Raw genomic sequence first — 14270 nt, forward strand, 5'->3', positions numbered from 1 at the left:
ATCATATGTCCTTATGGTCTCCTGTCGGCAGGCATATCAAGCGTGCTTACCGTTTCCTCCTCGTTTGAAAGAAATGCAGTACATCCTGTACTTCCCATGTATTGGGTATATCGCTGGCTCGTAGCCATCCTTTGCGCGCGGCCCCTATACCATAACGCATATTGTCTATTCCCGCAAGCGTATGAGCATCCGGGCCTAACGGAATTTTGATGCCTTTGTCGCGCGCCTTACGCACCAGCCGCCAATCGAGATCCAGGCGTGAGGGATCTGAATTGATCTCGATACACGTACCATGCGCGGCGGCGGCTTCAATGATAGCCTCCATATCTAGTGTATACCCCGACCTACCAAGCAGGATGCGTCCTGTTGGGTGCCCTATTATATCTACGTATGGATTAGCTATTGCGTTGAGCATCCTCTTCGTCTGCTCCTCCGGTGGCAGGTTGAAATTGCTATGAATGGAGGCAACCACAAAATCGAGTTGGGCTAGGATCGCGTCGTCGAAATCGAGCGCACCATCACGTAAGATATCGCACTCGCTCCCCTTGAGAATGAGGAACCGTCCAGCGAACTCTTCGTTCAAGGCGTCGATCTCGTCCCACTGGCGGCGCAGATTATCTTCATTGAGGCCACCGGCATAGGCAGCGGCCTTGCTATGATCTGTCAGGCCCAGATAAGAGTAGCCACGCGCCATACATGCTTCGGCCATCTCGCGAATCGTGTTCTGTCCATCGCTCCAGGTCGAATGGGCATGCAGCACGCCGCGCAGATCGCTCTCCTGTACCAGCATGGGCAGTTCGTGTTTGGCGGCGGCTTCGATCTCGCCCATATCTTCGCGCAGTTCGGGAACCACATACTCCATGCCGAGGGCCGCGTAGATATCGGTCTCATCTTTGCAGGGAACCAGTTCTTCCTTGCCGTTCTCCGTTTTGAACAGGCCATAATCGTTGATGGTCATATTCATGCTGAGAGCACGCCGCCGCAGAGGGATATGATGCTCGCGTGAGCCGCTAAAATGATGCAGCGTGTAGGGGAACTGGCTATCGCCGACCACGCGCAGGTCCATGGCAATGCCGCTGTTCAGCACGACGCTGGATTTGGTCTCGCCCTTGCCGGTAATCGCTTTGACCGAGGGCTGGCTGGTGAAATAGTCCATGATCTTGCGCCGCACGTCGCTGCCCGCGTTATCGTCGATGCTCAGCACCATGTCAATATCTTTCACCGTCTCGCGCTTCCGACGCAGGCTGCCTGCGACCTCAAGGCGCACGATCTCCGGGAGCGTTGCCAGCGCCTCACGGATGCGCGCGGCCTCTTTTTCGGCGATGGGATAGAGGAAGCGGTTGGAGTGCTCCGCGATAAAGGCGATACCCTGAAGGATCTTGTCCTGCGTCTTCTTGCCAAAACCGGGCAGTTTCGCAACCTTATCGTCCTTGCATGCCTGCTCCAATTCGCTCATAGTGGTGACGTGCAACTGATCGTAAATGGCGTTGATCTTTTTCGGTCCCACACCGGGAATGCGCATCATCTCCAATTTGATTGCTGGTGTGCTGGTGCGCAGTTCTTCCAGAAAGGGGCTGCTGCCCGTCTCGATCATCTCTTCGATGCGCTTAATCGTGGTTGGTCCCAGGCCGGGCGTTCCCTTCAATTTGCCCTCTTTAACCAGCTGAGTGATATCGCCATCGAGTGAGCTAAGGGCGCGTGCGGCATTCTCATAGGCGCGCACCTCGAAAACGCTGCTATTCTCTTTCAGCGCAAGGAGCGTGGCGATTTCCTCCAGTAAAAAAGCAACCTCGTTTTTATTCATGTTGTCTCTTCCTGTGCAGATTGTGCGTTATCTTCAGCAGAGAATTTCTCCCGAATTCTATTCTTATCGGCCCCATCCTTTCAGGTTATGAAACGTACAGGTTTTCAAAGAATTCGGCTGGCTGAGTGCTAATTTCAAACGGGTTACGCCCCTTGAGATCGCGATTTAAGTAACGTTTGCAATCGAAGTGGACCAGCAGCCAGCAGTATAAGGGATCAGACACAAAAACGGCGTCCCAGGGCTTCTCTGTCCCCATATCCAGTACACGATTGCAGACGAAGCAACGCGCCAGACCAGCTCCCACCGCCTGCTCAAACCAACTCAATACAAACTGATGCATATCGTCCAGCGTCATCATCTCTAACGCCGATTCGGGATAGCCGAAGTGGACGGGATCGGGACATTCGCGAAAATCGGTATAGGCCCGGCTGAGTGCCAGGACGGGAGCTTTGACCGTGACTTTGATCTCATTATGCTCCGGGTCATCAGCTGCCGTCACCATATCGGTCAACAGCAACCCCTCGCGGTTAAACCATGCTAATAGCTCGTTACGCATGCTGTTATTGTACGATACAGGTGCAATGATAGAGGTACATCGACGAAATGTTACAGGGCTGGATCGTATATGGCAGGGGCGATGGCTTGTCCTCGCTCTGGTTCACCCCATCGTGTGGCCTGGGGAGGCGGGCGAGGACAAGCCATCGCCCCTGCCATATACGACGCCGATTATTCGGCTCGTACGATTTCCTTCGCTCTGTGCCACAGATCGCGCCATTCCAGGTTGCTATATGAGGGCAACTCGCGTCCCTGCTCACGAGCCATCGCCTCCATTGCCTGGAAGCGCTTGCGGAATTTGCGGTTGGTCTGGCGCAACGCCTCTTCCGCGTCCACCTTGAACCAGCGCGCCAGTTTCGCCACGATAAAGAGAATGTCGCCTATCTCCTCGCGCCGCTCCTCTGGCGTCTGGGCCTGTTCCAATTCGGTCATCTCCTCGCTCAGCTTGGCATAGACACCGGAGAGATCCTCAAATTCAAAGCCAGCCTTGACCGCGCGCTTCTGATATTCCTGCGCCACGATAAGCGCGGGCGAGGCCAGGGGAACCCGATCCAACACACTCTCGGCCTGAATATCCTGACCAGCGCTGGCTCGCTCCTGCCGCTTGATATCCTCCCAGTTCTGTACGACCTGCCCGGCATTGCTGACCTCGACATCGCCAAAGACATGGGGGTGGCGACGTATCATCTTCGCGCTGATATGTTCCAGCACATCGCCAATGGAGAAATCGCCGTCCTGCCGCGCAATTTCGGCGTGCAGATAGATCTGGAGCAGTAAATCGCCCAACTCTTCGGCCAGATGCTCCATATCCTCTTCTTCCAGCGCCTCCACAACTTCGTACGCCTCTTCAATCACATAGCGCGTGAGGCTCTGGTGAGTCTGCTGACGATCCCAGGGACAGCCATCGGGATCGCGGCGCAAACGCATAATCAGGTAACGCAATGTTTCGGGATGGCGCAAGGATGTGAGCGGATCGACCGGGGGCACATATAAGGTACTCAAATGATTGGCAAAGTTGTTGCGGTCCAGTTCGTAGAGCGGCATCTCATGCACGATCTCCTCACCATCCGTCCCGGCGGCGCGCACGAGCTTCACCGACCATTCGTCGGGGTAACACTCGCTCAATGCCAGCTTAACCTGACTGGCGAGGCGACGATTATAGACCTGCGCAACCAGCAACGGCTCGGTCGGTATAATCTTTCCGGCGATCTCCTCAAATTCCAGAGCCGCCAGATTGGTTGCATCGACCAGTTGCAGGCCCGCGTCAAACGGGTCCAGTTCCAGCACGCTACAGACCGGCTCTAAAAACGAGAGACCGGCCACGATGCGCGTACTTAAACCACGCTCGCGGGCCAGTTTCAACACGATCTGCACCGAAGACTCGCCGATCAAAGGGTGCCCCGGCACGGCGTAGATAATGGGGCGTTGTGCCGCCTGCGTACAGACCTCTTCGGCAATGCGTTGATAGAGGACGCGCCAGTCCTCCGCCTCATCATAGAAGTGATCAAACGATTCGATATGCAGGCCGGGTAGACGCTCTTTCAGCGCCTCAACGGTTGGATGAATAGCGGTGCGAAAGTAGACAGATTGCTCTGGCCCGGCCTGTGCCAGCAACGTTTGCGCCTGTAATGTCAGATCATCTATGCTACCCGGTCCAAGCCCCAGGAGAGTAATTGCTGCGGTTGTCATGAATAAAAATGAACCTCACTGCTTGTTCTGTTAACTTATTGCTGATAGTGTAGCTGTTCAGCATGGGCGTGTCAAATGAACAACGAAAAATTGTTCAAAAACGTTTTGAAACCTTGACGTAACACGCTTTTATCAGTATACTCAGTAATTGAGTACTCAATCTGTGATTAACCTCTAACATGTTCGACAAGTTGCGCGCTTCATCGTCATAGGAGAGGATAAATGAAAAGACAATCATTACATAATCGCGGAGGAGTACTTATTTGTTTTACCGTTAAAAAGATCAGCTATTTATCTTATGTCTGACCAGACACCAGCTTTTAGTGTTGGCACCTGTTTTCTTCAGATGACGGTGCATAGATGATACGTTCCTGTCCGACCCGCCCTGGACTTTTCCCAAGAGCGGATCGTCTTCTGGAAGGTCAGGAGCAGGTGGAGAAAGCGCTTCACCTGCTCCTGACTGGGTGGTGCGTGACGCCCGGCGAGTCTATCCTACTCGATAAGTGACCCACAAGACAGGTTCGCGAATGTCGCCGTCATTGCGCTGGCCTGGTCAGAAGCCAGAAACACCGCCATGTTGGTGACTTCGGTCAGCGTCGGCAACCGTCGTAACAACGTGAGAGACTCCGTTTGGGCCTGGATTTCCTCCCGCGTCAAGCCCAGAAGGCTGGCGCGAGAACTGTAGGCATTTCGGACGACTGCCGTCTCTGGGATAGCATCCGAGCGTATGCCCACGACTCGAATGCCCTGTGGTCCCAACTCAACCGCGAAACTGCGGCTAATCGCTTCGAGCACCGCCCATGATGGTGCCAGTCCTCCAAAAGCAGGGATAGGGACACGGGCCAGAGGGGCGGTAAGCGTTAAGATGACACCTGATCTCTTTGCAACCATGCGCCGTGCCGCCGCTCGTGTTGTCAAGAAGTATGCCCTTGTGTAATTGATAACCGGGTTAGCAAAGCTCTCCAGCGACAAATCGGTGAGCGGCTTTCCCAGACCACCTGGATCAGCAAAATTCGCCACATTGACACAAACATCAATACGCCCAGCTGACTTGACTACCGTATCGGTAAACACCTCGACAGCTTGCTCGTCGAGGACATCAATCTGAGCTGTTTGAGCTACCCCTCCGACGTCGGAAACAGCCTGTGCCACCGCGTCGAGCTTTGAGAGGGTGCGACCAGCAAGAAACACGTTCGCCCCTTCACGCGCAAAAGCCTGCGCCAGCGCAGAGCCAACGCCTCCTCCCGCTCCATAGATGACAGCATTCTTCTTTTCAAGTAACATGGTGATCTCCTTTGCATTCTCATTTGTTTTATCCGAAAGGCCCAGGGATGCTTCTGTTGAACAGACTCATCACTAGCCAGGCCAACCTCTGCCCCATTGGTAGAGGCACTTAATAAACTGTTGGAATATGCAAAACTATGCGGTCTCATAGGGGATTTGTTCAACTTGATCTGACATTTGATCCAAACGGTTTAGGCAACCAGGATTTTCTTGCCAGCAAATTGCGGAGAGATTTCGCCCAGCGAAACGGCAACGCTGTAGCCATCGGTCCTCGTTACCGGCACTACCTTGCGCAAGATATCGTTTTTCCGCGAGGCATCCACGACAATCTGTGCCTTCTGGACCAGATCATAAAGAAGCGCTCCTGTGTACGTATGATTTCCCAACGGGCCATGCCCACTCTGAGGGTTAGTTGCCACAGAGGTTTTAGGGAAAGCTTGCAGATCCGCTAATTTCAGTTCGCCAGGAACCTTGACTTGTCCGGTCAATTGCAAAGAGACAGAGGGATTTGCGTGCTGGGAGAAGAGGAAGCGGTGGCTGTGCCGGTTGCCGGTGAATGTCAATTTTCGGTGCGGGGAAACGTTGAGAGGGGAGTATCCAGAGCGCTCGATGCGCTCTGGAATATCTTCAGAGGTTACTTGCTACTCATTCTTGCCGACCATGACTTCGGTTGACTTTATCATCACGACCACGCTATCTCCCTCTTTGAGCTTCAGCGTTTCAACGGAGGTTCGTGTAATTGCCGAAACGATCTCCTGTCCACCAGGAAGCGTCACAACGACTTCGCCCATCACAGATCCAAGCTTGATCGATTTGACCGTCCCCTGAAGCTGGTTGCGAGCGCTAAATTGCATAGGCATATGCTGCTCTCCTTCCTCTTAGTAATGAAAATTTCCTTTCAAAATCGGGAATATTTTTCGTAGTGGAGCGATGTATCGCGTGGGTGGAAACACTCCACAGGCTGCCCCCGCGATACATCGCTCCACTACGAAATGTATACCAACTTTGTTCGTAAAAATTCATTATCAGATTACTTAGAAGTCTCAATACGTTATTATTCTGATTTAGTATACACGTGTGGCTGAACTGCACTGTTTCAAGATCACAGAGAAAAAACAATAGAGAGACCCCCTCGCTCTACTTAGCGAGGGGCAGCATACACAATCTTTGTTTCAAGCTCGATACTACATGGTTATCGTTTCTTCAAGAAAAATCATACTTGTTCGCGTGCTCTTTTTAGAGGTCGCTGTCTATCGGCTGGCAGTCGTTTTATATGAAAGAGGCAACATTTCGCATTTTTATCCTGTAATATGCAGAAGTGCTTCTCCTGTTCTGGGCGCGAATTGGCATTGTCGAATAGGCGACAACGTGCTATTCTTTTAGAAGGAAAACTGCAAAGGTTGCTCCCACTGAGAGAGCAACATAAGGAGGATCTTGTACGATGGCGTCTGCTGAAAGCCAAAAACCAACCTGTCCGGTGTGCAATCGGTCAGATCAAGTAAAGACTCTTCAGGCCGCATATGACTCTGGGGTTGCTCGTTGCGCCCCCCCGGATATGCCCACGCGCAATGTTTCAATGTTCAAGCTTATGAGTGCTGGTATTCTGGTCGTCGGTATTTGCGCATTTTTAATCATCGTCCTCATTGGTGGTATGGGTGCTCACATGGACATACTCTATGCTGGCATTCTGGTTGGTGTTACTCTTGTATGTATCGTCTCCGCTCTGGTACTTTCTTTTATCGCTTTCCAGCGCGTTGTACGTGGCGATGCCGAGACGACCGTGCGTTTCCCGGCCTGGGATCGTGCGATGGAGCGGTGGAGAAGCCTCTATTATTGCGCACGCAATGATGTGGTGTTCAATCCGCAAACCAACAAAGTTGTCGGCGACGAGCAACTGGCTGCATTGCGTTCAATGGATGAGAAGGAAGCGTCCGCCAAATCTTCTCTCGCTGCCCAGCATTAATACTCATCCTATATCACAATAAACGGCAACCCATTTTTATTTTTTATGGGTCGCCGTTTTTCTGTGCCACCATACAAGCGATCAGCCCCCGCCAGTCAGATTTTCGTCGGAGGGACGACGCACCAACCAGTCTGGTTTTGTTTCATCACTATAAATCCCTGATTCGTACAGTTCCTCGCAGCGTTTGGCCTGATTATGCAAGTTCTGGGCAGCCCGCATCGGATCAAAACTTACTTTCTCGTTCAATTCAGGATCTTGCGCCACCAGTTCAAATTTTTCGGCCAGGCTACGAATCGTTTCTGGATCGGTGATCTTGCCGTTCTGCACCTCTGTATAGGCCCGTACCAGGATATCTTCCCTCAACACACCTTTCGGCGCGTTGCCGTTCGCCGGGCGTGAAGTGGGGACAGCAGACCCCTGGCGTACAGTAGCCGCCTCGGGAGCAGGCATCTTCGTAGTGGTCTCGCTTGCTACTGCCGCTGCCTGACGCTTCTCCGCTGAGGCTGCACCGTTGCCAGTGTTCCCCGCTCCGCTCCGAGCACTGATCACTTGCTCAGTATCGACGATCGCGGCATCGTGAGGAGCCAGCGTTACATCCCGAATCTTGACCCAATTGATCTGCACGCCCCAGAGGGCCACTTTATCGCGCATATACTGCAAAAGCGCGGCATTGACCTGCTCCCAGCGTGCACCATTGGGAGGCATCCCATGCTGATCCCGATAGGTTGAGCGGTAAGCGTGCAAGCCCTGGGGCCAGACCAAAAAGTCGTCCGGCGCAAAGGTCGTCGCAATGGTTTGCAAACCTGTCGTGAGTCGGCTCTTCAAGCTCTCTTCCCAGTCTTGCACCTGCGTCACCGCGAGATTGGCGTCTTCCGGCAACAATTGATACGAAATCTCTGCACGCAAGACCACATCTTCATTGCGCGAAAGCTGCACCCGCTGTGGTGGACAGGGCCACTGCACTTCTTTAGTATTGAGTGTATATTTCACCTTTTCCCAGGGGAATACGACATTTGGACCAGGATAGAGTGTGCGCGAATATTTCCCCAACGCCTCCACGATCTCTGCCACCCCTTCGGGAACCGGACGAATATAGTAGCGGGTCAGATATACAGAGGCCGCGACCAGCACAACCAGCATGGTCAGCCCCATTAGAGGACCAAAGATGGCAAAACAGCCCACCAGGATGAAGAGGAAGAGGCCGCCCACCGTTCCCATCGCCCACATGCCGTTATTTGTGCCCGCGTAGTACACGGCGACGCCCTGCGCAATCGCGATCAGGACAATAACCAGAGCGACAGGCCAGAACGCGGTCGAGGGAACCTGAGCATGTCCAGTTGCGATCAGAGGCAGAACAAACAGGCAGGTGAGTCCTCCAAAGAGCAGGGGAGCCAGGATCAGCGTGAAGTAGTGCCACAACTGATGCAGCAGCTCTGAGGGATTCGAGGCAGGCTCGGCCTGCTGCTCAAACTGATCGGAGTCTGGGTCTATGACATAGGAGTAATCTTCATCATACTCGTTGCCCACCTCACTGCTTGTAAAAGGGAGATGGTCAACGGGCTGTTCAGCCAGTTGCGCGTCTTGTATTTGTTGCTGCTGTGCTTCTGGCTCTAAGTCATTGGCATCCAATGAGTGTGCCTGCTCAATAGCGGAATCCCGCTCGTGGGGATTCGGCCATGTTGCATCTGGTTCCTTCCCGTCTAACGACATAGTGTTTGCACCTTCCTCTCATCTCATGACAAAGATCTCGAATCTCCCTGGAACTTTTGCTTCACCCCACATGTGCCACAGCCGCCACTGCTGCCGCATCCCCCACTGCTGCCGCATCCCCCACTGCCACCACCGCTACCACAGCTGCCACAGCCACCGCCTTTGACGCTACACCCTCCACAACCGCGTGAGCTGCTTTTCTCTTCCTCGTTCACGGGAACCTGGATCGTAACGCCACTTTCGAGCATGACCTCAACTGAGTTCCTGGGGACATTGATCGAAACAACTTTGCCATAACCGCTGGGGGTCTGCAACATCGTTCCGATCTGTGGCATTTGTTGTTTGGCCTGGATATAGTTATCATTTTCATACGAGAGACAACACATCAGACGACCACAGACACCGGAGATTTTCGAGGGATTGAGGGGAAGCCCCTGCTCTTTCGCCATTTTAATAGAGACAATGCCAAAGTCGGTAATCCACGAACTGCAACAGAGCGTTTTCCCACATGGACCGATACCACCCTGCAACTTCGCCTGATCCCGTGCCCCTATCTGGCGTAGTTCGATACGCGTACGGAACGTCGCCGCCAGATCCCGCACCAATCCGCGAAAGTCCACGCGTTCATCGGCAGTAAAATAGAAGGTCAGGCGACTCCCATCAAACGTATATTCGGACTCGACAAGCTTCATGGGAAGGTTATGCTGTACAATACGCTCGGCACAACGTGCCAGTGCCTCTTTTTCTTTACTTTTGAACGAGAGCATCATACGCAATTCATCTTCAGTTGCCAGCCGCAGGACTGGCTTGAGCGGATCGCTCAGGTCGCTCTCGGTTATCTTCTTTGACGCGATCACCACACGCCCGGCTTCTATGCCTCGCACAGTTTCGACGATCACATACTGGCCCGTGCTAAAGCTCTGGCCCTGGGGATCAAAGTAATAGATGCGCCCTGCTGGACGGAAGCGAATGCCGACAATGATAACTGTCTTCTCAGCAGTGTCAGTTGTCACGGTCATGTGCTGCTCTATCTTTTCTAGTAAAGGATGTCCTCAAAAAAGGATGTATCCTCTTGAAAAGGATGCAGCCTCTTTGCTACATCCGTTCACGTCTCCATAACCTACATCGCGTCCGTGAGTAGGATTGCCTCGGCTACTTCGCGCATAGATTTACGATTGTTCATACTGGCTTTCTGAATCTTGCGGAACGCCTCCTGTTCAGTCAGCCCTTGCTTCTCCATAAGCAAGCCTTTAGCTCGCTCGACGATTTTTCGCGTCTCCAACTGCTCGTTCAGGGTACGCGCTTTCTCTTCCATTGCACGGAATTCGTTGTAACGTGCCAGCGCCACTTCAATTGCGGGGGCAACCTCGCTCTCACGGAGGGGCTTCACGATGTAGTTCACCACCCCAGCCTCTTTCGCTCGCTCAACAAGCGGCAAATCGCCAAAGGCGGTGAGCAATAACACCGGAGCGATCTTCTCCTGCGTGAGCGTCTCGGCTGCGGTGATTCCATCCATGTCAGGCATACGAATATCCATAATGATGAGGTCAGGGCGAAGTTCACGAGCAAGATTGACTGCGCTCTGACCATCGCCCGCCTCGCCGATTACCAGATAGCCCTGCTTGGTCAGAACGTCTTTCAAATCCATGCGTTGGATAGTTTCGTCGTCAGCGATAATAATTCGTGTGGGCATAATGTCACCTCAAAAAAACCTTGTTTCTTCCACCAGTTAGAATAAAGCCTCTTTCTACGTATAAAGAGTATATCATAAAGACTGCAACAGGGATAGCCATTGCACAATACTAACTGGAAACTCTACCACTATTCGCCGAAACCATCTAAATGTCCCTACAATCCTCTTTAATCCTCATCTTTTTTGTGTTATGTTCCCTCAAAGAAGCTGTTTTTGAGGATGCTGTTCATGAAAAAGGCTGCAAATGCTCTAGGGCTGCAACAATTAGCCATGATCCTTGTAGCGTCATTTTTCATACTTTATTGTTTCATCTCCGGCATAACTGTTCTCATCCAGAGCAGTATTGAAAGCGCTGATGGCGTTCCCGGACAACTCCCCGACATCAATAGCTTCGGCCCAAAGATCGATACGACCCCAAACTATCAACCACAATCCACCTGCGATCCTACCGCCAAACCAGGCGTCCAAGCCTTCCATGATATGATCCTCAAGATATTTCCCAATACTGGTGATTACGGCATCACAAGGGATTGCGGCTCGGAAGACGGCATCAGCGAGCATAAAGAGGGACGTGCCTGGGATTGGAAGGTCAATGCGAATAATCCCCAGGATGTTGCCACCGTCAATACGCTCTTTAAATGGCTCTTTGCGACCGATAAGTATGGGCACAAAAATGCGATGATCACGCGTCTGGGCATTATGTATATTATCTGGAATAAACAAATCTGGGGAGCATACCGTGCGTCCGATGGCTGGCGACCATATAGCGGAGTAAGCGAGCATACCGATCATGTCCACTTCAGCTTCTACTGGATCGGTGCAAACAAGCAAACCACTTTCTGGAATCCTCAGCAGGCTTGCGAGCAAGGCGCACCCTGCCCGATGCCCAATATGGGTGGGGGATCATCCAGCGTTCTCGGCTCACCCACAGTCACAGCGGCCTTCATTGATAAGGTGCTGGCGGCAAATCACTCTCCAGCTCAAGGCACAGGAGCGGCTTTCTATACCTACGGCGTGCAATACGGCATCGATCCCGTCTTCGCGCTGGCCTTCTTCAAACATGAAAGCTCTTTTGGCACAGCAGGAGTTGCTCGCTACACACTAAGCATCAGCAATACCGTCTGCACGAGCAGCACACCGGCCAACGAACGCTACTATAGCGGCAGCCATTGTTTCCATAAATACGCAAATTGGACGGCGAGCGTCCAGGCCTGGTTTAGTATGATCCGCACAACGTATGTTGGACAATGGAATAAGTCCACCATTGAGCAGATCATTCCTACCTATGCTCCGGCTTCAGATGGAAATAATGTCGCTGAATATATCTCTGAAGTGCAAAAATCCGTTGCCACCTGGCGCTCCGGCAAGGTCTCATGATGAAGCTCTATCTAAACGCTGTCAATTTGCATGATAATGAATGGGCAAGACCAGGATTGAGGACGATGAGGGCAGGGGTTCTCGTGTATGGCAGGGGCGAGGACAAGCCCTGGGGGCACCATCGCGCCTGTGAAGCCGGGCGAGGACAAGCCATCGCCCCTGCCATACACGAGGATGTCCACAAATCAAATTCTCTCATACGCAATCTGCCGCATCCCCCAGGTAATCTCTCCTTCGGCGGTGGAGGTCTCGGCCAGCGAGTGCAACTCTTGCTCAAGCTGTTCGATCATGTCCGGCGCATAGTGTTCTTGAAGAAACGGTCGATTTTTCCAGGCGGGGACGTTCATAGAAAACATAGTCGCCGCCTGTTTTGTAGAGACCGGATAGCGATAGACACGGCTCATTCGCTTCTGTAATCCATCACCCACCGGCATTGCATCGAGCGCGGGACCGATATACAACTGATTGGCCTGCTGCTCCAACATGGCGGCAACAATGCTCAGATAGGTACTCAATGCAGGATGCTCGCTTTCAATCCACTCCACCTCTTCCACCAGCAACAATCCGCGCGGCCCAAGCTGCGTGGCCCAGCGCTTGATGATGCGTTGCGGATCTTGCAAATGCGTTAAAAGAAAGCGGCAAAAGATCAGATCACTCGGCTCAATTGGAAAAGGAACCTGAGTAACATCGTGAGAGAGAAATGAAATATGCTCCGGGGCGTCCTGACGGGCCAGCGAGAGAAAATACTCGGAGGCATCGATACCAACGGCCCTCTTACAGGCCGTGACTTCGGCTAGCAAGCGTGTAGTATAGCCAGGACCACACCCCAGATCAACGGCGACCCGGGGTGTATTAGTCACAACGGCTTCTAGAAACGCGCGGCTTGTTGGTGCATAGACATCGGCCAGCACCTTCAATCTGCGTGCCGCCAGATCGGTATCTCTAAAAAGATAGTTCATCAAGCTTCTCCTTATAGTTGATAAGATGCAAGATCAGGCAACATGGGTGAGCGCCGCCTCGCCTTGTAGCATATGGGTAAGCATCCGGCTTTCGTGTACGATCTTTTGCAGTTGCGCGGGCGTAATCGACTGTTTCCCATCACATAGGGCGGTGTTGGGATCGGGATGAACCTCGATAATCAGGCCAGAGGCACCAACGGCGATACTGGCGCGAGACATAACGGGAACCAGCTCGCTGCGGCCGGTAGCATGGCTGGGATCAACGATGATCGGGAGGTGGGTTAACTGTTGCAGGAGGGGAACACAGGTGAGGTCGAGAACGTTGCGGGTCTGAGGATCGTAGCTACGGATACCGCGTTCGCAGAGGATGACGTTGGGGTTGCCTGCTGCGACGATGTATTCCGCTGCCAACAACCATTCATCAATCGTCGCAGAGAGTCCTCGCTTGAGCAGGACCGGACGTTTATGGCTATTACGACCGGCAGCGTTGAGCAACGGGAAGTTTTGCATATTGCGCGCGCCAATCTGTAAAACATCGGCATGTTGCGCCACAACCTCGACCATTTCAGGCTCCATCACCTCGGTCACGACCGGCAGCCCCGTCTCGTCTCGTGCATCAGACAGCAGATGCAAACCGTCAACACCAAGACCCTGGAACTGGTAAGGAGAAGTGCGAGGCTTGAATGCACCACCACGCAACACATGCGCACCAGCCTCCTTGACCGCCAGCGCCGTCTCCATCAACTGCTCCTTGTTCTCTACGGCACACGGACCAGCCATGATGACAGGTGATGCTGTTGTATCACCAACAATAACTGAAGTGCAATCACGATTTTTGCCGATCACGACGCTGGTGGACTCTGGCTTGAATGCTCGACTGACAAGCTGGTACGGGGTCTTTACTACTGTGACACGCTCTACTGCATTCTGTTGTTGTAACAAATTCTGTGCCTGTGCATCGAGATGTCCACCATCCAGAGCAATCACCTCGCGGTTGGCAATCTGCGTACTGGAAATAGGACGCTGGCTTCCGGTCATACGACATAAAAGGGACATCAAATGGGCGCGTTCCTCGCTGGTGGCCTGTGGATGAATAGTAATAATCATGATTTGTGTATTCCTCTCCTGAAATGACGATTGCGACAAAAAAAGGAAACAAAAAAGCAGAGGTTTTTTTCCTCTGCTTCTCCGGTATGCCTGGTGTTTTTTTGCTCAGCCTAAAAGACCCACCTGCAT

General features: G+C 52.7%; 14 protein-coding genes. 3 read left to right on the forward strand and 11 right to left on the reverse strand.

Annotated elements, in window-relative coordinates:
• Positions 1-46: 46 nt before the first annotated feature.
• The 3 genes from polX to yabN form a co-directional block, all read right to left on the reverse strand.
• Positions 47-1804 carry a DNA polymerase/3'-5' exonuclease PolX gene (gene polX, locus K3T83_RS14565; protein ID WP_220203695.1) on the reverse strand — a complete coding sequence of 586 codons (1758 nt, stop codon included), beginning with the start codon at positions 1802-1804 and terminating at the stop codon, positions 47-49.
• 85 nt (positions 1805-1889) lie between these two features.
• Complete coding sequence (locus K3T83_RS14570; RefSeq protein WP_220203696.1) at positions 1890-2360, reverse strand: hypothetical protein; 471 nt, start codon at positions 2358-2360, stop codon at positions 1890-1892.
• A 170-nt stretch (positions 2361-2530) separates the two neighbouring features.
• Positions 2531-4048 carry a bifunctional methyltransferase/pyrophosphohydrolase YabN gene (yabN, locus tag K3T83_RS14575; RefSeq protein ID WP_220203697.1) on the reverse strand — a complete coding sequence of 506 codons (1518 nt, stop codon included), beginning with the start codon at positions 4046-4048 and terminating at the stop codon, positions 2531-2533.
• A 360-nt stretch (positions 4049-4408) separates the two neighbouring features.
• Here yabN and K3T83_RS14580 point away from each other — a divergent pair, with 360 nt between their 5' ends.
• Positions 4409-4555, forward strand: a complete 147-nt coding sequence (locus K3T83_RS14580) for a hypothetical protein (protein WP_220203698.1) — start codon at positions 4409-4411, stop codon at positions 4553-4555.
• Here K3T83_RS14580 and K3T83_RS14585 read toward each other — a convergent pair.
• The 3 genes from K3T83_RS14585 to K3T83_RS14595 form a co-directional block, all read right to left on the reverse strand.
• Entirely contained in the window at positions 4541-5332 is a 792-nt protein-coding gene (locus K3T83_RS14585) for an SDR family NAD(P)-dependent oxidoreductase (protein WP_220203699.1), read from the reverse strand. The two genes, K3T83_RS14580 and K3T83_RS14585, sit on opposite strands and share 15 nt — an antisense overlap.
• Before the next feature lie 191 nt (positions 5333-5523).
• On the reverse strand, positions 5524-5826 hold the full coding sequence (locus K3T83_RS14590) for a molybdopterin-binding protein (protein WP_220203700.1): 303 nt from the start codon (positions 5824-5826) through the stop codon (positions 5524-5526).
• 147 nt (positions 5827-5973) lie between these two features.
• Positions 5974-6192, reverse strand: coding sequence for a TOBE domain-containing protein (locus tag K3T83_RS14595; protein ID WP_236064900.1), 219 nt, complete (start codon positions 6190-6192; stop codon positions 5974-5976).
• 581 nt (positions 6193-6773) lie between these two features.
• On the opposite strand from K3T83_RS14595, the gene K3T83_RS14600 reads away from it, so the two are divergent.
• On the forward strand, positions 6774-7295 hold the full coding sequence (locus K3T83_RS14600; RefSeq protein WP_220203701.1) for a hypothetical protein: 522 nt from the start codon (positions 6774-6776) through the stop codon (positions 7293-7295).
• A gap of 81 nt (positions 7296-7376) precedes the next feature.
• Here the strand turns inward: K3T83_RS14600 and K3T83_RS14605 are convergent, their stop codons facing one another.
• The 3 genes from K3T83_RS14605 to K3T83_RS14615 all read right to left on the reverse strand — a co-directional run bounded on the left by K3T83_RS14605 (position 7377) and on the right by K3T83_RS14615 (position 10698).
• On the reverse strand, positions 7377-9005 hold the full coding sequence (locus tag K3T83_RS14605) for an SPFH domain-containing protein (protein WP_220203702.1): 1629 nt from the start codon (positions 9003-9005) through the stop codon (positions 7377-7379).
• Positions 9006-9028: 23 nt separating this feature from the next.
• Positions 9029-10024, reverse strand: coding sequence for a PSP1 domain-containing protein (locus K3T83_RS14610; RefSeq protein ID WP_220203703.1), 996 nt, complete (start codon positions 10022-10024; stop codon positions 9029-9031).
• A gap of 101 nt (positions 10025-10125) precedes the next feature.
• Positions 10126-10698: an ANTAR domain-containing response regulator gene (locus K3T83_RS14615; RefSeq protein ID WP_220203704.1), complete on the reverse strand. Its 573-nt coding sequence runs from the start codon at positions 10696-10698 to the stop codon at positions 10126-10128.
• A 228-nt stretch (positions 10699-10926) separates the two neighbouring features.
• Between K3T83_RS14615 and K3T83_RS14620 the strand changes: the two genes are divergently transcribed.
• Complete coding sequence (locus K3T83_RS14620; RefSeq protein WP_220203705.1) at positions 10927-12075, forward strand: VldE C-terminal domain-containing protein; 1149 nt, start codon at positions 10927-10929, stop codon at positions 12073-12075.
• 185 nt (positions 12076-12260) lie between these two features.
• On the opposite strand, the gene K3T83_RS14625 is transcribed toward K3T83_RS14620, so the two are convergent.
• Positions 12261-13034, reverse strand: coding sequence for a class I SAM-dependent methyltransferase (locus K3T83_RS14625; RefSeq protein WP_220203706.1), 774 nt, complete (start codon positions 13032-13034; stop codon positions 12261-12263).
• 33 nt (positions 13035-13067) lie between these two features.
• Positions 13068-14141, reverse strand: a complete 1074-nt coding sequence (aroF, locus tag K3T83_RS14630) for a 3-deoxy-7-phosphoheptulonate synthase (protein ID WP_220203707.1) — start codon at positions 14139-14141, stop codon at positions 13068-13070.
• Positions 14142-14270: the final 129 nt, after the last annotated feature.

Source organism: Reticulibacter mediterranei (assembly GCF_016587455.1).

Excerpts from the sequence above, each read along its gene's own strand:
- K3T83_RS14570 (WP_220203696.1), bottom strand. The coding sequence starts at position 2,360 with ATGCGTAACGAGCTATTAGCATGGTTTAACCGCGAGGGGTTGCTGTTG.
- yabN (WP_220203697.1), bottom strand. The coding sequence starts at position 4,048 with ATGACAACCGCAGCAATTACTCTCCTGGGGCTTGGACCGGGTAGCATA.
- polX (WP_220203695.1), bottom strand. The coding sequence starts at position 1,804 with ATGAATAAAAACGAGGTTGCTTTTTTACTGGAGGAAATCGCCACGCTC.
- K3T83_RS14580 (WP_220203698.1), top strand. The coding sequence starts at position 4,409 with ATGATACGTTCCTGTCCGACCCGCCCTGGACTTTTCCCAAGAGCGGAT.
- K3T83_RS14600 (WP_220203701.1), top strand. The coding sequence starts at position 6,774 with ATGGCGTCTGCTGAAAGCCAAAAACCAACCTGTCCGGTGTGCAATCGG.
- K3T83_RS14585 (WP_220203699.1), bottom strand. The coding sequence starts at position 5,332 with ATGTTACTTGAAAAGAAGAATGCTGTCATCTATGGAGCGGGAGGAGGC.
- K3T83_RS14615 (WP_220203704.1), bottom strand. The coding sequence starts at position 10,698 with ATGCCCACACGAATTATTATCGCTGACGACGAAACTATCCAACGCATG.
- aroF (WP_220203707.1), bottom strand. The coding sequence starts at position 14,141 with ATGATTATTACTATTCATCCACAGGCCACCAGCGAGGAACGCGCCCAT.
- K3T83_RS14595 (WP_236064900.1), bottom strand. The coding sequence starts at position 6,192 with ATGCCTATGCAATTTAGCGCTCGCAACCAGCTTCAGGGGACGGTCAAA.
- K3T83_RS14605 (WP_220203702.1), bottom strand. The coding sequence starts at position 9,005 with ATGTCGTTAGACGGGAAGGAACCAGATGCAACATGGCCGAATCCCCAC.
- K3T83_RS14625 (WP_220203706.1), bottom strand. The coding sequence starts at position 13,034 with ATGAACTATCTTTTTAGAGATACCGATCTGGCGGCACGCAGATTGAAG.
- K3T83_RS14610 (WP_220203703.1), bottom strand. The coding sequence starts at position 10,024 with ATGACCGTGACAACTGACACTGCTGAGAAGACAGTTATCATTGTCGGC.
- K3T83_RS14620 (WP_220203705.1), top strand. The coding sequence starts at position 10,927 with ATGAAAAAGGCTGCAAATGCTCTAGGGCTGCAACAATTAGCCATGATC.